Source organism: Burkholderia sp. 22313 (assembly GCF_052045245.1).
Classification (GTDB): domain Bacteria; phylum Pseudomonadota; class Gammaproteobacteria; order Burkholderiales; family Burkholderiaceae; genus Burkholderia.
Map to the genome: position 1 here is coordinate 59,942 of NZ_JBQEON010000018.1, position 21,247 is coordinate 81,188.

13 protein-coding genes and 1 pseudogene are annotated in these 21,247 nt (G+C 64.8%); 7 read left to right on the plus strand and 7 right to left on the minus strand.

All coding sequences use genetic code 11. The annotated features are described in order from the left end of the window. Positions 1-298: 298 nt before the first annotated feature. Both ACTJKF_RS16605 and ACTJKF_RS16610 read left to right on the plus strand, forming a co-directional pair. Positions 299-694 (plus strand): annotated as a pseudogene (locus ACTJKF_RS16605) (transposase); the annotation flags it as partial. A gap of 198 nt (positions 695-892) precedes the next feature. Continuing rightward, on the plus strand, positions 893-1,144 hold the full coding sequence (locus tag ACTJKF_RS16610; protein WP_440624595.1) for a hypothetical protein: 252 nt from the start codon (positions 893-895) through the stop codon (positions 1,142-1,144). Between the two features lie 190 nt (positions 1,145-1,334). Here the strand turns inward: ACTJKF_RS16610 and ACTJKF_RS16615 are convergent, their stop codons facing one another. Further along, complete coding sequence (locus ACTJKF_RS16615) at positions 1,335-1,652, minus strand: hypothetical protein (RefSeq protein WP_059510817.1); 318 nt, start codon at positions 1,650-1,652, stop codon at positions 1,335-1,337. Positions 1,653-1,809: 157 nt separating this feature from the next. On the opposite strand from ACTJKF_RS16615, the gene ACTJKF_RS16620 reads away from it, so the two are divergent. The 3 genes from ACTJKF_RS16620 to ACTJKF_RS16630 all read left to right on the plus strand — a co-directional run bounded on the left by ACTJKF_RS16620 (position 1,810) and on the right by ACTJKF_RS16630 (position 3,422). Beyond that, positions 1,810-2,526, plus strand: coding sequence for a YdcF family protein (locus ACTJKF_RS16620; protein WP_440624596.1), 717 nt, complete (start codon positions 1,810-1,812; stop codon positions 2,524-2,526). Between the two features lie 217 nt (positions 2,527-2,743). Further along, the gene (locus tag ACTJKF_RS16625; protein WP_440624597.1) at positions 2,744-3,028 is read left to right on the plus strand and encodes a hypothetical protein; all 285 of its coding nucleotides are present in this window, start codon (positions 2,744-2,746) and stop codon (positions 3,026-3,028) included. A gap of 136 nt (positions 3,029-3,164) precedes the next feature. Further along, positions 3,165-3,422: a hypothetical protein gene (locus ACTJKF_RS16630; protein ID WP_011884572.1), complete on the plus strand. Its 258-nt coding sequence runs from the start codon at positions 3,165-3,167 to the stop codon at positions 3,420-3,422. Between the two features lie 602 nt (positions 3,423-4,024). Here the strand turns inward: ACTJKF_RS16630 and bamC are convergent. The 5 genes from bamC to ACTJKF_RS16655 form a co-directional block, all read right to left on the minus strand. Continuing rightward, on the minus strand, positions 4,025-5,233 hold the full coding sequence (gene bamC, locus ACTJKF_RS16635; RefSeq protein ID WP_440624598.1) for an outer membrane protein assembly factor BamC: 1,209 nt from the start codon (positions 5,231-5,233) through the stop codon (positions 4,025-4,027). A 513-nt stretch (positions 5,234-5,746) separates the two neighbouring features. After that, a complete protein-coding gene (locus tag ACTJKF_RS16640; protein WP_440624599.1) occupies positions 5,747-7,453 on the minus strand; it encodes a hypothetical protein in 1,707 nt (568 codons plus the stop codon). A gap of 154 nt (positions 7,454-7,607) precedes the next feature. Then, positions 7,608-8,525 (minus strand): type III effector protein, encoded by a 918-nt coding sequence (locus tag ACTJKF_RS16645; RefSeq protein ID WP_440624600.1) that lies wholly within the window; start codon positions 8,523-8,525, stop codon positions 7,608-7,610. A 781-nt stretch (positions 8,526-9,306) separates the two neighbouring features. Then, on the minus strand, positions 9,307-12,855 hold the full coding sequence (locus tag ACTJKF_RS16650) for a hypothetical protein (RefSeq protein ID WP_440624601.1): 3,549 nt from the start codon (positions 12,853-12,855) through the stop codon (positions 9,307-9,309). 231 nt (positions 12,856-13,086) lie between these two features. Then, positions 13,087-16,248, minus strand: coding sequence for a hypothetical protein (locus ACTJKF_RS16655; protein ID WP_440624602.1), 3,162 nt, complete (start codon positions 16,246-16,248; stop codon positions 13,087-13,089). Between ACTJKF_RS16655 and ACTJKF_RS16660 the strand changes: the two genes are divergently transcribed. Further along, positions 16,226-17,818: a hypothetical protein gene (locus ACTJKF_RS16660; protein WP_440624603.1), complete on the plus strand. Its 1,593-nt coding sequence runs from the start codon at positions 16,226-16,228 to the stop codon at positions 17,816-17,818. The two genes, ACTJKF_RS16655 and ACTJKF_RS16660, sit on opposite strands and share 23 nt — an antisense overlap. Before the next feature lie 68 nt (positions 17,819-17,886). Continuing rightward, the gene (locus tag ACTJKF_RS16665; protein WP_440624604.1) at positions 17,887-18,984 is read left to right on the plus strand and encodes a hypothetical protein; all 1,098 of its coding nucleotides are present in this window, start codon (positions 17,887-17,889) and stop codon (positions 18,982-18,984) included. 160 nt (positions 18,985-19,144) lie between these two features. Here ACTJKF_RS16665 and sctC read toward each other — a convergent pair whose 3' ends face one another. Next, positions 19,145-21,244 (minus strand): type III secretion system outer membrane ring subunit SctC, encoded by a 2,100-nt coding sequence (sctC, locus tag ACTJKF_RS16670; protein WP_440624605.1) that lies wholly within the window; start codon positions 21,242-21,244, stop codon positions 19,145-19,147. Between the last annotated feature and the right edge of the window lie 3 nt (positions 21,245-21,247).

The following is a 21,247-nucleotide window of genomic DNA, read 5'->3' on the forward strand; positions in this document are numbered from 1 at the left end:
CAATTGCACAAGATTGGTGATTGTCCTGATTTGCTGGCGGGTTATTTTGGCGTCTTATACGCCCCTAGCTGACTTAGCCGTTAGCCCGCTGCCAAGCGGCTCTCGAGGGAATCGCATCCGACGTGGCACGCTTCGTGCGTGACCTGGCGCACAGGGCGCAGGTTTCGTCGGACGGAAGGCAGAAACGCCGCTGCCGGCCAACCGGACGCCCCCACCCGGCACTCGAACGCTCGAGTGCTTGAAGAGTGCGCGGCGCAAGGCAGCGCACCGGAGTTAGCTTCGCTGAGGTGAGGACATGATGCTGTTCGACGATTTGAGAGATAACGAGTGGGCGCTGGTCGAGGGTCTGTTTTGCTCGGAGCCGGCCCGGAGCGAACGGCGCGGCCGTCCGCGCGTGGAGGCCCGTTCGGTGGTGAACGCCGTGCTGTGGGTCCTGTCGACGGGCGAAGGCTGGTCGAAGCTGCCGGGCCGCTATCCGTCGCCGCCGACCTGCCGCCGCCGCTTCGACGAATGGCAGGCTGACGGCACGCTCGCCGAAATCGTCAAGCGACTCGGCACGAGCGGTCGCCAGATCTCGCTGCGCGGACGCATCGGTGCGAGCGCGGCGAAACCGCCGGCACCGCCGAGCCGCGACCGGCTGCGCGGCGCCTTCTGGACCAATCCGGAATCCTGGCGCGCCCCTGTGAAGATGGCGTAACGCATGCTCGATCGGGCGGCTTCGGCCGCCCGGTTTGTTTCCGCGCCACGCCATTGCGCGGCGCCCGCCGCCATCGATGACCGCTGTCGCGCAGCGATACATCTATTTACTATTATTTACAGCAAGCCTGCACTCCCGCGCTTACCTTAGCGACATATCAACAAGCCGCGCCGGCGACTTGAAGGGAGCCCCGCCATGAAACCAATGTCACTGCTCGTCGCATGCGGCATTGTCATTTCGCTGGCGCTGACCGCCCCCGCTCACGCAGACGATCGCGCTAAGCCGCCTCATCGCCAGCAGGATCACCGGAACACCCTCCGCCAGCAATCGCCGGCCGCACAGGCCAACCGGCAGACGGTTCCGCGCGGCGATTTGCGCGGCGACATCGCAAGCAATGCACGCGCGCGTATCGGCTCGCAGCCGTCTGACTTGCCGCGTCATCCGTAGCCGACAATCACCAGGATTTCGCCAAAGAAAATTCCCCGATTCGGGAACTGCCCGGCATGGGACGAGTCACATCGTTGCCATGAGCACAGAGCGTGGCAACAGCAAAAGTATCCGGTATGCCCGTATCCTCGTGATACGGGCTTTTTTTTGGCGCCGCCGGCGGCGACGCGCGAGGACGGAAGTACGGCCGCTACAGGCGGCTTTCAAGAATCGCCACGGCGCTCGCTTCGCTCAATGCGTAGTCGTCCATACGGCGATCAGTCCAGGAAAGCAATTTCTCGTCGCGCTCGAGGCGCGCGCATTCGGCTCGACCGCTATCGGTCAGCACCGCGATGTCGACCGGTGCATGGAACCCCGGTGCGGGAGCAACGGTTTTCTGCCGGACCGTGTCCATCAGCCCAAGCGACCGAAGATACTCGAACACGCCCGGGCGGCGCGCCCACGGTACCTGGCGGTACTGCACTCGTCTCAATGCGTCGAGCACCGCTTCGTTGGAATACGTGGCCATCTCGATTCTTTCTTAAAGTGCAGCGACAATGCGAAGCGGCGCGCCGGGCAGGATCTCCACCCGCCGATACCGCCACCGATTCTGGGGGCCGACATTCGGCATCGCGTCAGGGCCGGATCGTCAGCCGTCCATAAAAAGACACCATACCCCAATCAAATTGATTCTGTTCGATTCATTTGTACTTCTCTTCATCTGTTTCATGCTCTGCCGCAAGCGGCGGCGACTCGTCGCAATTGCCGGCGCGGCGCTGTTCTGGCTGCTCGCGACAGGCTGGCTCGCCGCACCGCTCCTCGCATGGACCGAGGCCGGCGTCACACCGATCGAGCGCCCCGACATGCACGGGCAGACCACGCTGATCATCATCGGCGCCGGCACGCGACGCACCGACACCGGCCTGCAGCCACCGCTCGACGGGGAGGCACGCATCCGCAAGACCGCAGCGCTCTATCGCACGTGCCGCCAACGGGCCAGCCGCTGCACCGTGGTGATGTCGGGTGGCGACCCGCAACATCACGGCGATACCGAGGCGGCCGTCTACGGGCGCCGGCTGGTTGCGGAAGGTGTCGCTCCCGGCGACCTCATTCTCGAGCCGAACAGCCGCACAACCTACGAAAATGCGAAATTCACTGCGTCTATACTACGCCCACAACATGACGACTCGCGCATTCTCGTCACGTCGTCGTACCAGATGCGGCGCGCACTACTCGATTTCCGCCACTTCGGCGTCGATCCGCAGCCCGTATACGCGAATCGCCGGCGTGCGCAAACGGGCTGGCTGCCTCGCTGGCGCAACCTGGCGGATGCCAACCAGGCGCTGCACGAGCTGATCGGCATCGCGCAGTTCCATGTCTATCGGTGGCTCGGCTGGTTTTGATCGTGTCAGGCCGCAAGCGGAAACGGCAGATTCGCCCGGATGGCATGCGCGTGACGGAATGCGCGAAGTGTTGCGCGACTTCAACGGGGCCTTGCGCCGCGCCGCGATCCATTGCACATTGATCCGTCACTTTTGTTACACTCGACACGCACTCGATTGCAGTCGCCAGACAAAACGGCAACATTCGGGTTCATCACCACTTAGCGGAGGTAAAGCAATGAAGAAGACGTCCCTGGCTATTCTGGTCGCGATGTCGGCGCTGACTGGCGCAGCGTATGCGCAAGAGAGCACGCAAATCAAGACCATCACCGACCCGGCAAAGATCGCCGAGATCGAGCAACGCGCACAGGCGCTGCAACAGCAGCAAGCAGCCGAGGCTGCACAGCCGGCGATGCAGGAAGAGCACCATCACGCCAAGAAGGCTGCTCACCACAAGGCAGCAGCGAAGAAGGCCGGCAAGAAGGCCGCCAAGGCCGCTCCGGCAGAAGCTGCCAGCCAGTAAGTTCGGCGGCACCGCACAAGCGAAAAGCCGAATCCGGGCAACCGGGTTCGGCTTTTTTGGTTGCGGCGCCTGCGCGCTGTGCTAAAGTCGCGCACCGAAATTTTCCACCCGTGCGCACCCCGGTGCGGAGGACAGCATGAGCAATATTCAACTCGACATCGAGTGGACCGAAGCGGCCACTCGCCAGATCAAGCAACTGATGCCGCGCGGCTCGGCCGACGCCTTTCTCGCGCTGCCGCCGATCGAGTGCCTGCCGATGGAGGGCGACGTGCTTTTCCTCGGCCCGCAAGGCAAGCAGCAGCCGTTCATCGTCGCCGAACGCCAGTATCACCACGACGGCGACGCCGACTGGACCATCATCCTGATTCTCGACGTTCCCAGCGCGTCGCACTGACGCGCCGCCGCGGCCGGCCACGCGCCCGGCCGCACGACCCCGCTCACGCCCGCGTCGACAGCACGCGGATCCCGGCACGATCGCCCCGGTCCGCGGCCGCGTCGCGGCAAGCCAGCAGGTGCGCGGAACGCGCGGCCGCACCGGCACACCCTCGTCTCGCGGCTCCAAAAAAATTGCCCGCGCTTCAGAAGAAGCGCGGGCGAAACCGTCGCCCTACGAGGATAGGCGACGGGGCCATCGAGATCCGCGCACCGCGCGGATCATCATCGGTTGTGCCGGCGCTCGCCGCGCCGACATCTGAAGACGTCGATTCCGTTGGTCAGGCGCTTGCGACGCACGCCCGTATCTGACGCCATCCTTCCCGTCCCAACGATTCCATCTTATTAAGCAGTTTGCGTGCCAGGCACGATTTCCCAAACACGCCATTGATCTATAAGGACATTTCCCCCGGTCATGACGATGTAACACCCGCGCTGCTGCCGTAACGCGCGGATGTTACGTAACGTCGCGGGACGACGGAACCTCGCGCACGCGCTGGCGCGCGAACATGAAAAAAGCCCGCCAGATGGCGGGCTTTTTCGAGAACCGGAAGCAGGCTGCGATCAGCGCAGCTGATTCACCAGCAACCCCATGATCTGCCGTGCCGGCGACGACGTATCGATCGCACCGGAATCGTCGACGACCGCCACGCGGGTCTGGTCGGGGGTCAGCGCCTTCACGTTGACACGATACTGCTTCGCCTGCTTTTCCTTCTTGCCATGGAACAACTGGCTCCAGAAGCCCTGCTCGGCCGAGCTCAGATCCTTCGGATCGACGTAACGCACGAAATACACGCCCTTCGTGCGATCGCGATCGTCGACCGTGAAGTTCGCGCGATCGAGCGCGAGGCCGACATGCAGCCAGGATCGGTCGTACGGCTCGCCAAGCGTGACTTCCGACGGCACCGCGGCCGAATCGACGTCATTCGCTTGCGACGACGTACGCGCGACGTTCTGGGCCGCGATCGCCGCGGCGGCAGCCTTCGACGCGTCCGTATCCGCCTTCTTGTCCTTCGGCACCGCGTTGTCCTTGATGTTCGCGATCGGCGGTTCCCCGTTCTTCGCGCGCTGCTCGTTCTGCGCGAGCACCGCCATCAGCCGCTTCAGATATTCCGTCTCGAGCGCCGGATCGTTCGGCTTCGCTTCCCACTTGCTCGAATCGTTGTTCGCGCCGGTGAGCGCCTCACGCATGCCCTTCTGGCTGATGAACACGTAGGTGCCGCCATTCGGCGCCGAATCGAGACGCGTGCGGTACTTGTTGCGCTCGGCCGTCACGTACGAATTGCCCATCGCCTTCGAGATCACGCTACGGATCAGGCCGTCGTTGATCTGCGGGTGGGTTTCGTTCCAGTCGGTTTCCATCACGCCCTTGTCGCGCTGGTCGACGACGAGCAGGAAGCCCTGCTCCTGCCAGAAACGGCGCACCTGCGGCCAGATGTCGGCCGGCTTCCTGCCGTCGATCACGAGCCAGCTCTCGGTGCCGTCACGCTGGATATGCATGCCGGCCACGGCGGGCGCGACGGTGTCCGCCGGAGGCGCCGCATGCTGGACCTGCTGAAGCGCGGACAATGAAGTCGCGCCGCCCTGCGGCGGCAGCGAACGCTGATCGGCCGTCTCGTCGAGCATGTTGGGCGGCACTGCGAGCGACGCTTCCTTCGATTTCGAATCGCTCTTGTAGTCCACTTTCGTGGGCGACGACGTACCGCAACCGGCGACGAGCGCGCCGGTGGCGAGCACTGCAGCGAACCGCATGGTAAGACGAAGATCAGTCATGTTCGGGGAATCCTCTTCCGCTAAATCACGGCGCTTTCCGTGGATCAACCTTGCATTTTACCGGGGCCGCGCCGCGATGTGCAAAAAAGCGACGCTCCCGGACCGGTGGGGGCAAATGTGGGGGCAATTTTCCCCGGAGGTTGCAATGAGCACGCTCACCACGAGGGAATTACAAGGGCTAATTCCGGCTGACAATGGCCGTCGCCTGTCCGATGAGCACGGTGTCTTGGTGTGGTCCGTGCCGGGGTGAAGGGCATATCGGTTCAATTTTCATGCGCTATCGAGCAGGCGGCGGGGTACGGGAGATCCGTCTCGGTACGTTTCCGAAGGCAAGCCTGCGCCCAATCAGAGATGCCCGCGAGACGGGCGTGTGCGCAACACGGCGGGCAGTGCATCACGCGACTTAAAAACCAGCCTGCCAGGGAGGAGCGCTTCGTCCGTCCCCAATACAAGCGCCGTCGGACCGCAACGGCAAACTTGTACGGCCGATTTTGTTCCACGGGAATCGGGGGTTCACTTGCGGCTGGCACCAGACTTCCACAGCACGTCTTCATACCGCGCAAGCGCGAGCTTGAACGGCTCGAGCTTTGCAACGAGATCCTGCAGTTTCCCGTCGTTGCCCGTTTGAAGAACGTCATGAGCTGCTTTTTGGAGTTCGTCCATCGTTTGGCTCAGGCGCGGCGCCCAGGATGACTGGCTACGCGCGGAAATCGCCGTGCGCGCCTTTGTGAGCTTGGCCAACTGGGTCTCAAAGTACCGCCCCAAGTACCTCCAGCCAGCCGCATCCAGCGTCTCAGCCCGCGCTTCAATCGTTTGTGCGGCATTGCGGAGGCCAGCATAGGCCTCTTCGGCCCCACGCAATGCGTCGTACTTGGCGCTCGAGACGGGCCCTCGCTTCGCGGTCTTCAATGCGGGGTTGTGCCTTCCCGCACGTCCAAGTTCGTTGTCAGCGGCACGCGCCAGTTGCCCGTTCATCGTCACGTGCTGGGGCCGATACGGCGCGCCGCGAATTTCGAACAGGATGAGACCGTTACGCTCGTCGACCCCCATCGCGCCCATCCCGTAGTCGGTAGACAGGTCTCCACTATGCAACGGATACCCGACCGGCGGCGACAGCAAGTCCTTCTGCCAGGGTCCCTCCTGCCGCCCCTCTACGATCGACGTCAACCACGCCTTGATGGTCGGACCAGCTTGCCGGTGGTTAGGGTTTCGGTCGGCCAGGTTATAGGGCTTTGCGAACACCAGCTGATCCGGGTCGCTCATGTGCAGCGCTTCCATCATCATCGGAACTCGCGTGGACGCGTCCTTCGATGGCACAAGGAGGGTGCGCAAGGCCCCCTGCTCGTGAGGCGATAGCAGTTTGGAGAACGCGGCACAAAAGTCGCTGCGCGCCATCATGCGAAAGAAGATATGTACCGTGCCGTCCGCAGGGAGCTTCGCTTGCGCGCGCGCGAGGTACATGCTGATGAGCCGGATGAAGGAGCACGCTTTGGGCGGCAAGGGCTCACCGGTGCGGGCCGCGTAAAAGTCGGCAACCGCCCTCGTGTTCTCATGGATCCCCTCTGCCTGTTTCCTCGGTAGCAATTCATCGATGAGCATTCCGACATGATCCAGGCCGACGCCATACGTAGCCTGCAAGCGTCCAGGCATGTGCGGATCATTCAACTGCAAGACGGCGTCGACCTTGGCGTCGCTCACGATGTCTTTCAGCCGAACGGTCATATCGCCAGCGAGCGCCCGCGAGCGAATCGCTGCCGTTAGCGCAGTGATCTCTCGTACCGCCGCACGCACGTCGTCTTCGCTCGCAAGCGGATTCGTTACGAATTCCAGATCGTGCTTGCCGCCGCCGTTGTCATCGCACTCCAGTTTCCAATGAGGACGGTCCAGAAGAATGACGCCGCGGCGAAGCACGTCACCGCCTGCTGACACGTCGACGCTCGGAATCTCGATTTCCAGGCCGAATTTCGCTTCGAGCGACGGACTGAGTTGGGCGGGCGGCTCGCTCCGCCGCGCGCTTACTCCGGGCAACTGCACGCGCGGGCGATTGGCCTCCCCGTGCACGGTCTCCAGCTTGGGAGCACCGGCGCTCTCGAGCATCTGCAGGCTTCCCGACGCCAGCCGTCGCCGCTTCGGCGATGGAGGCGAAGCGCTACGCTGGCGGTGTGGCGGAGGCGAATCGTCGCCGGCCGGTTCGGTATAGCTGGGAATGGTCAGTTTCATCGCAGTGGTGGTTCGCGCCGGAGCGCGCCGTTCGTCGGAAAACATTCTTCAAGTGCGTCACGTGCAATGGAATCCTGCACGGCGAGCCCGTTCTCAAGCGCAACCACATGCTCGCCATCCCCACTGCTATAGCCCGGCGTGCTACCTCGGGCAATCAGCCCGCGTGCAGATCCGTCCGACGATAAGCCTCTCCGAAAACATGTCGAACGAGTTCCGGCGAATAGCGGTAATTCCACCGCAACTCCGTGCCCCCTTCGATCTCTTCGGTCGCAAAGAATGCGCGGATGGAAAAGCGCCGGCCGCAGCGAGACCTCGCATCGAACGATGCGGCCTCGAGGTTGTAGCCGTGCTCCGCCTGCGCGACGGGAATGCCGTCTGCATCGTAGGCGAGCGACGTGTTTGCCATCGCCAGCACGTTCTCTCCGTCGACAAAAGCAACCGAGTTGCCCGAGTTCGCGCAGATCACGAACGACTCATCCACGCATGTGAAGAACATCGCGGCGCTCATGAGCCGTCCGCCATACACGCCGACGCACTCGCCGCGATGGATGCGCCGCGCCGCAAATGCGCCGCGCTCGCCCACCAGCACGTGCTCGCGTGGATCGCGCAGGTCGTCGGGCTCGATCGTTCGGCACTGGATGATGTTTCGATACGCGTCGCCACGGCTCTGATCGCTCAACGCCGCATCGACGTAAGGCATCACGGCCTCGATGCGTGATGCTGCCCGCTCATCGGACGCCTGTGTCGGATCGCGCAGCTCGACGATAAGGACCGGTTTCAACGTCTCGTCTCGATACGGATAACGCGCATCGAGCCGCGGCGAATAAGGCAGACGCGCAATCGCGTGGGCCCGCTTGAACGCTTCGAACGCTTCGCGCAGGCACGCGGTGGCTTCCTGGGCGTCGGGGGCCCCGTCCGCGAACGCCCCGTCGATCCGTGCCTTCAGCGCGGGCACCACGTCGAAGATCGCCTCGTGCCGCGCGGCGAGTCCCGGCACGCGGGCGGCATCGGCCACGCGTTGCCTGATTGTGTCGAGAAGCGCCTGTGCGCTCGGTTCGTTCGCTAATGTCATCGGAACTCGCTTTACCGTGTCCGGCTGCAACCGGATCGCTGTGTCGATGACGCGACGTTATCCATTCGCGTCCTTGTCCGCGCGCGCACGCCGCGAAGCCGCGGCGACCGCAGCGAAGTCATCGCGAAGTTTCGTTACAGGCGTCCGGCAGGCAGCCCAGTCTTCTCGCCTCAGGGCTATGCAGCCTATACGCAGCCGGGACCCTGGCAACCGCCTTTGCCGGATTGGCTGACGCCTTCCTATCAAAGCCGGGTTGTCGGCGCGAACAGCCGGATCGGCTTTACGTACGGTTTCGGCGACGGCCCAACCGGCAAGCAGATGCACGTTGGTTTCCATTTCAACGGACGCTTTCACACGCTGCGCTTCGGTCTCTATCCGAGCGCGACGCGACCATTCTTTGTCCAGTCTCACCGCGGCTACATGCAGGCGGCGCCGGCATGGCCGCCCGCCGAGCCGTGGCACGGAAGCACGCACGCGTTCAATCTTTGGCGCGCCTTTCATGGCGACGTACGACGAGACATTCATGCGGGAAGAGGTGACGCATTCCATTTTCGACCGTCAGCAGCAATGTCTGCGGGCTCGACGAATCGCTCAGGTGCGATCGCCTCACCATCGGGTCGAGACGATCGCATGCCGCACCCGATAGCGTCGCGAAGTTCGGCACGAGCGCGGTATACGTCGACGTGCGTGTCCACATCAGATCCACGCGCTTCGCGATTTCCGCTGCGACGATGAATGCCGGCCACGTCCGTCATCCGATCGACACCAGATGCCCCGGCGCTCATGCTTTCGAGCGCATCAGCTCGCGCTGCGAGAGCACGCTTTCCGATGCGACACCGCCGATCGGCAAGCGCAAGCCCGGCGTGCTGCGCACACGCCCCGTCACTTCGCTCACGGCAATCCGTTCCGGCAACCACGACGCGCGCTCGCGCAACATCGCGTCGAGCGGACGCGACCAGTCTTCGCCCTTGCCGGGCGCGGCGTGGGCGGCGGCGTCATGCATGCGTTCGAGCGCGCGATAGACGTCGCCGCGCCGCGCCTGCGCCGGCTTCAGCCGGCGGCGCACGAGGAAGGTGTGATTGACGCGTTGATGGGTCTTCATCATCGTGAGGTCATGTTTGAGCTTCGCAGCCGCCTCGGGATAGTCGCAGCCGTGCGTGTGACAGTACATCTCGATCCATTCCTCGCGCGAACTCTCGACGGCCGCCGCAAACGCGTTGAACGACGCGAACTGCTGGTCCGCATAGCAGCCGCGATTCAGAATCCGCCCTTCGCGCTCCGGCAGCATCACGCGCGCGGCCACGAGCCGCTCGGGCCGTGCGCCGCCGACACCCAGCGGCGACGCACCCGGCAGGCCGCCCGTCAGTTCGCCCTTGTGCCAGCCCGGACTCGCGCCCGCCGTGCCCTGCACGGAGACGCGCATGCTCTGCGTCACGGCGCGACGGTCGTAGCGGATCGAACCGGTGTCTTCGTTGACGGCCGTTTCGTTGCGGCTGTTCAGATCCACCGTCACATTGCCGTCGAGGCCATAGGAGCCACGGACCGACGAACTCGGTGCGGTCACCGACGCGCCCGCCGACGCATGAATGCCCTGGCGCGTTGCCTTCGTCCGGCCGTCCTGCCAGCCGATCGAGATATCCGTGCGCTCGCCGATGCGTGCGGCAAGGCGCTCGAACAGGGGCGCTTCGCCCTCCTTGTCACGCACCGGCTGGCTCGCTTCCTCGAACAGGAAGTCGACCATGTCGAGTACGGTTTCGGTGGTGCGCGCATCGTCGTACTTCATCGCGACCCAGTCGAGACTCTCGTCGGTGAGACGCTCGCGGGCGACGCGGATCAGCACGCCGCGCGGCTCGCGCTGCTCGCGATCGAACGGTGTGAGGCGCAGCGAACCGCCCAGCCGCAAGCCGCCAAGCCAGCTCATGTGCTTGCTGTAGCCGATGCGCGCGCCAAGCCTCCCCACCGAGCGCTTGCCATGTTCGGTGCCGATGAAGATATCGAAGCCCACGTTGTTGCGCTGCAGGGTCACGACGGCCCTGCGAGTGCGGTAATGCGACAGCGTGAGTTCGCCCCCGACGGGCAGGTGCTGATGCGGCCCACGGTTGACCGACAGCGAAAGACCCCGCGTGCTGAAGCCGAAACGCCCGCCATCCGCGAAAGCCACCTGCGTCGACTGCTGCAGATCGGTGATCACCTGGCGCATCACACTTCTGATTTCCTCGCGGCCCAGGCGCTCGGGCTTGAGCGCCTTCGACTCGCCGACCTTGTCGACGTGTTCGAGCGCGGCCTTTACCGCTTCCCATCGATGCACATGAAAGCGCTTCGCACATTCGCGCAATGCACCGGCATCGAGCAGTGCCGGCGCGTCGTCGCGTTGCTCGACGCTCATCTTCGGCTCGCGATTTTCCAGCGCTGCCATCGTTGCTTCGTCCAGTTCGAGGTCGCCAATATGCGTCGCCGGCCGGGCGGCAATCGCCTCCAGTGCAGCGGCCGCGGCTTCGCGCGCGCGCGTCTCTTCTCCATCTGGCGCGCCTGTCGCGAGACGCGGGCTGCGCAGCGATGCCGCCAAGGTCGCGCTGGCCGTCTTGAGCGCATCCGCGTAACGGGCCGCCTCCTTCGTGTAGGACGCGAGCGCAGCGCCCGACGAACCGAGCATCAAGCCGCGCAACGCCGACTTCTTCTTGCCGAACATGCGCTGAAAGAACCAGTTGCCCTTGTCGAGCCGCAACATCCCGCGTGTCACGAAACGATGCAGCCGCGTTTGCGTCTGCTTCAACGGACTACCCGGCGCGTCGCTTCGAAAACCCTGGCGCCACGCGAACAGCGCAGCCGTGTCGCGCGGCTGCGCAGAGCCCGACACGGCGCGCAGCACGCGCGGAGCGAGATCGCCTTTGTCGTCGGTGGTGGCGTGCGCGGCGGCAAGCGCCGCATCGAGATCGGCGTGCCCCTCCGGCAACGCGCTCCACGCTTGCAGCACCGCGAGTGCGGTCGCACTGTCGGCCGTCGACGCAGCGCTGCCCGTGAGTTTCTTCAGCAGGTCGAAGCCCAGGTGCGTGTTCGCGAGCGCACGAGCAATGCGCCATGCATCCGCGTGCGCCTGGTTGACGGGAACGGAAGACGACGGGCGGCTGAGCTGGCCTGTCGCGCGAACGTTGCCGTCGAGCTCCGCCGTGATTTCAGCGACCGGCGATTCACTCCCGTTGCCTCCCTGAACGGGATCGCCATTCCGTTGCGGCTGCTCCGCGGTCGTTGTGACGGACGGACGCGCGGCATTCGGGTCGAACGTCGCGGCCCGCTGCACGATCCCTTCGATGTTCACGATCTCCGGCAACGCCTGCAATGCCGCTGCCGCGCGCGCCGGTTCGTGCGCGCCGAGCGCGGAGAGCACGGCATAGCCGAGCATCAGCGATGGCGCGAAGCGGTGCGTGCTGTCCACATCGGATGGATCAACCTGGGCAGAGGAGGATTCGCCCGCGACTCCGCGCACGGCATCCGTCGCCTGCGCCGCTTGCGCGAGCAGCGCGGATAGCACGACGACTTGATCCGCTGGCGACGTATGCCGGTTGGAGGTGAGCGCTGGATTTGCGTCGTTGTCGGTGCTTTCCGGCTCGCCGACAGGGCTTCCGCCGTCGCCTTCATTCACGTGCCCTGCCGCACTGGCGTCGTTGGCGTCGTTGGCCTCGCTTGCACCGCCCGCCCCGCTTCCGCCGTCCGCACTGAAATACTCCCGCACCCAGCTATCCAGCCCTTCGCGATGGCCCAGCCAATGCTCGAGTTCGGCCGCATCGCGCGGCCGTCTCGTTGTGCGCGTCGAGGCCGCATCCGACGATTCGCCCTTGCGCTTCGCCGTGAACTTGCCGACCGCTTTCGCCAGCATCCGGTGCGCCTTCGCCGCGCGATTCTGGGCCGACGCGCTCGAACCTGGCGCTGGACCGGTCTTGCCCGCCTCGCTCCAGTCACCGGGCGGATCGACAGGACGAGCCGGTGTCTGCGCGGCAATGCGCACGTCGCGCGCCGGAAACGGTCGGCCGAACTTGTTCGCGCGCGCAAACGGCAGGCGCCATTCGGTTTCCACCAGCGCCCGGCGATCGGCCGGCGCATCGCGCGTCGCATACGGCGGCCGGCTGAACCCGAGCATGCTTTTGAAACGCTCGCGCGTCGCCGCGAAGCCGGCCTTTGCGCCCGCGCGCGCGCCTGGAGACGATCGTTGCGATGGCTGCACGCCCGCTCCCGTCGATGCAGCGGGACTGGCCGCCGGCGCCACTGTCGTCGACGCGCGCGACGTGCCGCGCAACATCGATGCCGTATTCCTGATCATGTTGGTGAGCCGCATGTATCCTCCTCCGATGCCGTCGATTATCGGGACTGCGTATGACGTGACCAGCCAGTCGGCGAAACCGTGTCGACCACAGCGAAACTTCCGCACCTGCGCGGAATCATCCGCAGCCGCGATGAGTCCGCCGGCGCGCAGCGTGTTTCTCTGCGACGACAACGCAGCGGACGGACGACCTCGTGTCGTTCGACACCTGCGGATGCGCCGCGGGCGGACGCATCCGGATGCGTGTCAAGTGCGGTTGGCTTGCGGCTCTTTGGCAGCGGAAAGCGCTGCCATTTCGCGTACGCCGGCCACGCTCTGCGCGCTTTGCGCGTTGAGCAGGAACGACAGCCCGACTGTGCGTTGGGTACCGAGTGCTTCGAGAACGTACAGCGACTGCCTGCGCCAGCTATTCTCGTTGCCGAGCACTTTTCGAATGTCGGCGTCGATCCTCGCCAGCTCGCGCGCCTGAGCCGGCGTCGGCTTCGTCAGGCGTTCCAGGCGTTGCTTGCGATGCGTGAGGAAGTCGAGATTCCGTGCGGCCCCCTCGTGCATATCCATGCGCTCGCCCATGACGAGGTTGCCGGCCGTTGCACCTTCCTTGACTTGCGCCATCCACTTGTCGAGCTTCTCGCTTGCCTCGGCGTCGCCGCCGAGCGAGGTCATCCATTCGGCGCGGTGCGTGTCGACGTATTGCTTCAACTCGTCGAAGGTCCCGAACTCCGTATCCTTGTACGTGTGCTTGCCAACGGTACGGTCGCCTTCGCGGCCGATTCGAAGGGCCGCATTCGTATTGGTGGTGAGGAGCGTCGTTCCAACCCCGACGTAGGGCTGCGACGGGAACGATAGCGTGGCCAGGTGCCCGCTGTGATGCGGCATCGGCGCACCGGGAAGCCCTTCGACGAGCGCGGCCGAGACCGACACAGCCCGGCCACTGTTGTTCGTCGCGACGTTGACCGCATGAGTGCCCGCGATGTCCTTCGTCCTGCTGAGCGCCTTCGAGACCTTTCTCAGGCTCGCGCCGAGCGACGGCCCCCAACTCGTCGAAGGTGTGCCCGACGTGCCGATACGCGCAGCGACACCAGCGGTTGCCGTGGTCGCGTGCGTCTTGTTTCGGCTGTCGGTCCAGTTGATCGACACGGCAGGATCCTTCCAGAAGCGCTGGGTCAGCCCGCCCCACATTTCCTCGGCATTGCGCGGCGCTTCGTCGTTGGGCCCGGCGTGTCGCACCGTATTCAGCACATCGTGCATCGTGCTGCGCCATGCATCGGGGTGGCCCGCTTGTTCGTTATCCGAACGGCGCGTCCGAATCGTCACGCCGCGAGCGTCGCCCGTGTCGTAGCTACGCCGAAGGCCGAGCGAACCTCCGACGCTGAAGACGGGTTTGTGCTTTTTGCCGAACGACCATCCGGCGAAGCCTCCCACGCCGCCATACAGTGAATTGCGCGAGTCAGATCCGATGAAAACGTGGCCGAAGTGCGAATTCGAGCCGACATCGATGACCGCGTGGCGCCCACGGATGTAGCCCACGTCGGGCAGCACCGACGCGTGCGGCACGCCGAGATGGTGCGAAAACGCAGCCAGGGATTCCGACGGTATGCTCGCCAGACCATACATCCCGCCACTACTGAAACGGATGTCATAAGCGTCCGGCATTTGCCGGACGAGATCGTTGATGGCGTCGAGCTGGGTATTGGCTTCCCCCCGCTGCGGGCGAATGTCGCCACCTGCAACACGCGTCCGGAATACGTCGATTTTCTCCGTGACGGACGCCGGCACCTGCTCGGCGGCACCCCATGATTCCGCCGCCCAGGTCTCCAGTTGCGCAGGCGACATCTTGTCCAGCGCTTTCACTTCGGCACTGATCGCCGCGACGTTGCGATCACGATTGTGATTGAAGTCGAGCATGTGGCCCTCCAGGTTCGGCTGGGGCACGTCGTTTTCGCGATCTCGCGCGGGCTGACTGGGTAATGCAGCGCGGGCCCGCACCTCGATGGCCTTGCGATCGGACGACGAAAACTTGAACTTGCCGCGCAGCCCTTTCGTCGCCATGCGCTGTTCCCACTGATCGAGCGCGGCGAGCCGGACGGCGGAGCGGATTTTCGACTCATGCGACGCAGCCGGGCTTTTCAGTTGCTCGACCAGTCGTTCCTTGACGGGCGCGAGCGCGCCGGTAAAGTGGGCGAACTCCTGCTCCGGGTGGCCGAGCAGCATCCCCGCCGTGCCGAAGTTCTGCAGGGCTGACAGCGGGGACTTCTGCTTGCCCAGAAAGCCCGACACGGCGCGCTGCGCTACTCCGGTCCTGGCGGCCCGTTTCGCATACGTGAAAAGCTTGAAGAAACGTTGCTGCGTGTTGGCGAGATCCGTGCCCGGACCTTCCCGGTCGAATCCATTGCGCCATGCCATGTATGCGGCTGCCTGATGCGGCGGGCAGTTCGCGGCCGGGTCGGCTCGCAGCACGTTCGCCGCCTGCAACGCCTTGATCGCCAACGTATTGGCCGGGTTGGCGAGCCACGCGGGCGTGACCTCGGACGCCGCCGGCTCCGCCGCAATATGGCTCGTGCTGCCCGTTCGCACGCGCTCGGCGGCCGGTAGCACCTTGTCCGCCAGCGCCGCTAGTTCTTCGAGACTTGCCGGACCCGGCTCATCCACCGGTTTTTCTCGCAGCAATTGATCGGCGGCACGCAACCCGTGCCGGAATGCCTCACGGAGAATTTCCGACGCGTTCGCATCACCCGCTGCACCGTGATCGGGCAGGACATGCGGCGCAATGGCGAGCAATGTCTCCATGCCGATGCCCGTGGCACCGAGCGCGATTTGCAGCGCCAACACGTCAGCGCGTACGCGGGGGCTCTCGTGCTGCGTGTTGTCGAGTAGTGCCTCCAGGGCAGCATGCGCGCGGACCGGATCCCCGCCGGTAGCTTGCGCAAGCGCGTCCGAAACCAGGATCGCATGCGAGGCAGCCTGCTGGCCGCCATCGGCCGCGGCTCCGGCCGGCGTCTCGAGCTGACGGGCGCTTTGCGTGGCGACCACGTTGTCGATGGAAAGCAGACGCTCACTGATCATGCTGGCCAACCGGTCGATATCGGCCGCCGTGAATTGCCCATCGGTTTCGACCTGCCGCCATTGGGTGCCGATGTAACGCTTGGCACCTTCCGGCGTTCGCATGTCTTCGGGCAGACCAAACCGGACCTCCGCGCGTGCCGAGATCGACTTTGCCTGCGGCACGATCGCGTCGATATTGCGCTCGTGCTTGTGGCCGAGCGACGGCGGCGGGCCCATACGGCGCGGGCGCGGTGCCTCGGCCCGAACGACCTTGGACTCAGGTTTGGCTCGCGTCGGTGCCGTGGAAGTTTTCGTGTAGAACGGAAAGGCGACCGTCTTCGACGTGGCCCTCAGTGCTCGGTTCAAACCGCTCAACACGCCGCCGCTACCGCGACTGCGACTGCGTGTCGCGCTCGAGCCGGGCGCGCCCGTCGATGGCGGGGTGGCGTGCTCGGACTCGCTGCCGGGCGAAGCGGCGCTGCTCGATGCTACGGGGGACGACGTGATTTTGCCTGGCATTTTTTTCGCTCCGTGCTTTCAACGAAGAAAAGGCAGCCCAATCGACTTGACTGGGCTCGCGGGCAATCCGGACCGCCGTGGAAATGTGCAACAACGCGTCGCGACAACGCATTGCTTCGACGAAACAATGCGCTCCGCCCTTCTCAATCGTTTTCTTTTGTCTGGATTGCGATTTGCATTACCGAACGGCTTTCACAACAAAACGTTGCCTGCGTTCCGGGTGAATGTGCATGTCATTCTCGTGAATTCTTCAGCCGTGAAAGATGAATCCGGCGAAAGTGCGGCGACGAGAGCGAAAGGCGCCGCGTCGGAAGAAAACACCAGGCGGGCGCCATCGACGGACGAACCCGCGGCCGGACCGCGGCCCAATGACTTTCCGTGTCGATCGGGATCGGCTTTCGTTTCGTTCCATGAGCCGGCAAACTTCCGGAGTGCGAACTGGTTGCAGGCCTCGACGACGGATCACCGGCGCCCGGTCGAGCGCGCCACGCCGTCCGCTCATTCGCCGTTACACCAGCTGTTTCGTTTCCGGAGACAGGGCGGCCCGTCGGCTCTCTTACGCTTGATTCCGGGACGGTCGTCGCCAGGCGGCCGTCGCGCGGCCAACAGGATGGACATCGACACGCAGCGAGCCCGACGCCGCTGCGCATATCTCATCGCGTACGTTAAGAGGCTATTCATGAGCAAGATCAGCAACGACATCGGCAACACCGGCATCCAGGCCGAGATCCAGCAACTGGAATCGGATCTGAAGCACGGCGGCAAACTCGGCAACAACGACATCGAAAAACTGCTCGAAATGATTTTCGCGATCATCGAACAGAAGCTCGGCGGCAGTTCGCAGGGCGGCGGCGCGTTCGGCAACGGCGGCGGCGGCGGCTCGACACAAGCGCCGGGTTCCACGCAGGGCCCGGATTCGACCCAGGAGCCGTCGACGGACAACACCACCGACCCATCCGGCAATTCGAACGATCTGCAGAGCCAGATCGTGTCCCTGCTCCAACAGATTCTGAACACGCTGCAACAATCGTCACAAAGCGGCCAGGGTCTTGACAAGCAGACGGGGCAACTCATCGACGATCTGCTCAAGCTGCTCCAGCAGTTGGAAGGCGCGCAAGGCGGCAATCAGGCCGGCGGCGGTCAGGCGTCGCAGATCCAGGCACTGCTGTCCGACATCATCCAGCTTCTGCAGCAGCTTCGAGGCTCGCAGACCGACGGTTCGAACGATACGGGCAACGATCCGAGCAACAACCCCGGCAACACGGACGGCACGGATGGTTCGAAAAGCACCAACGGATCGAATAACGCGAACGGCTCGACCGATCCGAATACGCTCACGAACGACGTGCTGAAACTGCTTTCGCAATTGCTGACCATGTTCAACAAGCCGTCGAGCGAGCACACGACGAAAGCCTGAAGCACGCCATCAACATCGCCGCACACCCGGCCTCGCGACCGTCGAAATGGCGCGGCGCGTGGCGGATCGTGCGCACCGAGGAGCACATCATGAGTATATTTTCGAAGATCAAGCATGCGTTCCAGAGTATCGGTCACGACCTCGAGAAAGCCGCCAAAGCCGTCGTGCACGGCGTCGAGCACGTCGCCCATACGCTGGAAAAAGACCTGAAGAAGGTGCTGCAGGACGCACTGACCATGACCGAGGCACTGATGCAGGGCAATATGAAGCTGGCCATGCAGGACCTGCTGAAGACGGCCGACGATGTTGGCAAGACTGCGACGGATGCGGCCACCGCGAGCGCGAATGCCGCGCTCGAAGGCTTGCAGAACATGCATCTCGGCAAGGGTTTCGACAAGGTGTTGAACAAGGTCGAAAAGGGAATCGAGACCGTCAAGAACGACGTCAACAAGGGCGTCGATGCGGCCGCCCAGGACCTCGTGTCGTCGGTCGAAGGCGTGGTCTCGGGCTCGGTCAATGCCATCAAGGATCTTGCCCACGGCAACTTCAAGGGAATGGTGAACGACCTGGCGACGGTCGGGGAGGACGCGCTCGAAGTCGCCGCCGATCTCACGCCGGAAGGCCTCACCGCGACCGTGGCGGCATCGACGCTCGCGGCCGCGCATATCGGCAGCGAGGCGCTGGACAACACGATCGCCGCCGCAATGCATGGTGGCATCGGCAAGGTCGTCAAGTCGGTCGCGGAGATGGAAGCCGGCCAGGGCGCGCAGAAGTTGGCCGGCAAGGTCCTTGGCGGCGCTGGCGCCGGGGGCGGTGCCGACACGGTGACGACGGCAGGCGGCGACGCACTGATGCTGGCATCGCTTGCACCTGCCGGCACGGGACGCCGTAGCGGCCGCCATGGCGGCGAAGGGCTGCATGAAACGCGTTCGATGGAAACCGTCACGACGAAGAACGCGGGCCCCGACGGATACAGGCACGGCGCCGGGAAGACCGACGGGGATGGCAGCAAGGCGGACGGCTCGAAAGAGAAGGAGGCCAAGTCGAAAGACAAGCAAGACGAGAACGGCCAGGACGGAAAGACCCGCCAGCCGGGGCCGCCGCCCAGCGTGCTCGATACGCTGCTTCTCAGCTACCTCGCCGACAATCACCGGCGCGTTGCCTGAGGCGCCGGCGCAAGCAGCCCATCGCCGTCGCGTCACCTTTGGCTTCGCTTGCGCCTTCGGCTTTCGTTTGGCTCATGAACATACGGCCCGCACATCGTGCGGGCCGTATTTCGTCGTGCAGGCAGTGGCATGCGGGCGCAGGCTATGCGCCTGCATGATTTCAGGGTTTGTCGTCGATCGCCGAGGCCATCGGTTGCCGTGGCGGGCGCGGCGGCATCGGCAAGGTCGCGATCTGCGCGACACGCGTCATCGTGGGCACGCCCGGCAGGTTCATTGCGTCGGGCGGCAGCGCCGCGGGGCCCGTGCCATCGCCCATGCCGGTACCCGGAACGGCCCTTGTCCCGTTCATGCCGCGACTGGCACCACCGCCGATATCGCCATTCGCCTCCCCCGTCGCCCCGCCACCCGCAGCCGCCGACAGCACACGCGGCGTGAGCAGGAACAGACGCTGAAACCGCTGCCCCTGATGCTTGCGATACTTGAACAGCCCGCCGATCAGCGGAATCTTCGACAACAGAGGCACCGCGGTCTGCGTATGGTCATCCTGATCGACCGAATAGCCCGCGATCAGCAGACTGTCGCCCTCATTGATCAGCGCCTGCGTGTCAATCGTGCTGTTGCTGACCACGGGCAACTGCCCGACCTGCTGGTCGGTCAACTTGCCGTCCTCGATATGCACGTCCATGCGGATCTGGTCGCCGCCGGGCGAGCTCACGATGGACGGCAGCACCCGCAGCGACACGCCCGCCGACACGCTGTAAAGATCCGCCGACTGATAACCCGCCACCTGCACGTAGAACGTCTGCTTGTTGTCCATCAGCGCTTCAACGTTATCCAGCGTCTCGACCTTCGGGCTCGCCGTGATGCGTGCCTGATCGGTCTGCTGCATCGCGCTGATACGCGTGAGCAGATAGCGCCCCGCTCCGCCGATCACCGCCGTCAGCACGCCGCCCGCCGGTGTGGCGAGCACGCCCGCGCTGGCGGCGTCGAATGGATTGCCGAAGCCTTGCGGATTGAGCGAGCCCGGATTGCTCGTCTGAGACTGCTGGCCATTGCCCGTCTGGACATCGACGTGGCCCGAATGCAGCCGCCAGTCGACGCCGAGTTCCTGCAATGCGTTATCGGTGATCTCGATGATGCTGGCGTCGATCTCGAGAATGCCTGGACGCGTGTCCAGCGATTCGATCAGGGAGCCGAACGCGGCCATGTTCTCCGCGCGGTCCCGCACGAGGATCGAATTGCTGCGCGAATCGGCTTCGATCGTCGGCGCCCCCGGTGCCGCATGCTGTCTCGCGTGTCCCGCCGCAGGCGCAGCGCCGCCGTCACGGGCCGGATTCGCATCCATGCTTGCGTTCATCATGCCGCCCGACGGCGGCGGCGCCATGCCGTCGTCGCCAGCGCCGTACGACGAGCCGGCGCCGAAGCCCGGCAGCGTCGGCAACGGCGGCGGATGGCCGCCGGCGGAGCGGGTGGCGCCCGTCGTCATGCCGTCTTCCTGCATCTCGCGCACGCTCGGCACGCGGTAGGCATCGCGGCGTGCCGGCGGCGCATCGCCCGCTGCATCGCCGCCGGCGGCCGGCACGCCCTGGCCATACAGTGAACGCAACAGCGACGCGACACCGCGCACGTTGATGCTGCGGCCATTGATCGCGATGCTGCGGTCGGTCGCCCATGCGTAGTGCAACGGAAAACGTTGCACGACCACCTTCGCACCGGGAACCGATTCGTGATCGATCAGATGCGCGACGTCCGTCACGAGATCGACGAAGCGCGGCGGACCGGAGACGACCGCCGTGCGCGATACGCTGTCGTAGCGCACCGGGAAACGCGGGTCGTCGATCTGGAGGCGACCGAGCGCGCGCCGCAGGTCGTCGGTGCTCGCATGGGTCAGGCCGAGTGTCGCGCCGCGGGCTTCGTTCGCCCCATAGATGCGCAGCACCGACCCGTCGAAATACCACAGCACGCCGAACGATCCCGCCATCTGGTCGAGAAAGCGCTGCGGCGCGGCGTCGAAGCGCCCCGTCACCGTGCCCTCGACATGCGGCGAGATCCACGTCATGACATGCTGGCTGGCGCCGAAATCGCGCAGCACGTCCTTCAGGTCCTTATGATCCGCGACGTATTCGAAGCGGGTGCCCTGCCATGTGACGGCTTCGGCATGGGCCGGCGCTGCGGCGAACGCGCCGGCTGCGACGAGAGCCGCGCACAGCGTGCGCGCCCGGAAAGCCGCGCCACGGCGGCCGCAAACGATTGCATTCATGGC

Bases quoted from the DNA above. Each gene is read 5' to 3' on its own strand.
- sctC (WP_440624605.1), bottom strand. From the start codon at position 21,244: ATGAATGCAATCGTTTGCGGCCGCCGTGGCGCGGCTTTCCGGGCGCGC.
- ACTJKF_RS16650 (WP_440624601.1), bottom strand. From the start codon at position 12,855: ATGCGGCTCACCAACATGATCAGGAATACGGCATCGATGTTGCGCGGC.
- ACTJKF_RS16640 (WP_440624599.1), bottom strand. From the start codon at position 7,453: ATGAAACTGACCATTCCCAGCTATACCGAACCGGCCGGCGACGATTCG.
- bamC (WP_440624598.1), bottom strand. From the start codon at position 5,233: ATGACTGATCTTCGTCTTACCATGCGGTTCGCTGCAGTGCTCGCCACC.
- ACTJKF_RS16615 (WP_059510817.1), bottom strand. From the start codon at position 1,652: ATGGCCACGTATTCCAACGAAGCGGTGCTCGACGCATTGAGACGAGTG.
- ACTJKF_RS16625 (WP_440624597.1), top strand. From the start codon at position 2,744: ATGAAGAAGACGTCCCTGGCTATTCTGGTCGCGATGTCGGCGCTGACT.
- ACTJKF_RS16645 (WP_440624600.1), bottom strand. From the start codon at position 8,525: ATGACATTAGCGAACGAACCGAGCGCACAGGCGCTTCTCGACACAATC.
- ACTJKF_RS16630 (WP_011884572.1), top strand. From the start codon at position 3,165: ATGAGCAATATTCAACTCGACATCGAGTGGACCGAAGCGGCCACTCGC.
- ACTJKF_RS16610 (WP_440624595.1), top strand. From the start codon at position 893: ATGAAACCAATGTCACTGCTCGTCGCATGCGGCATTGTCATTTCGCTG.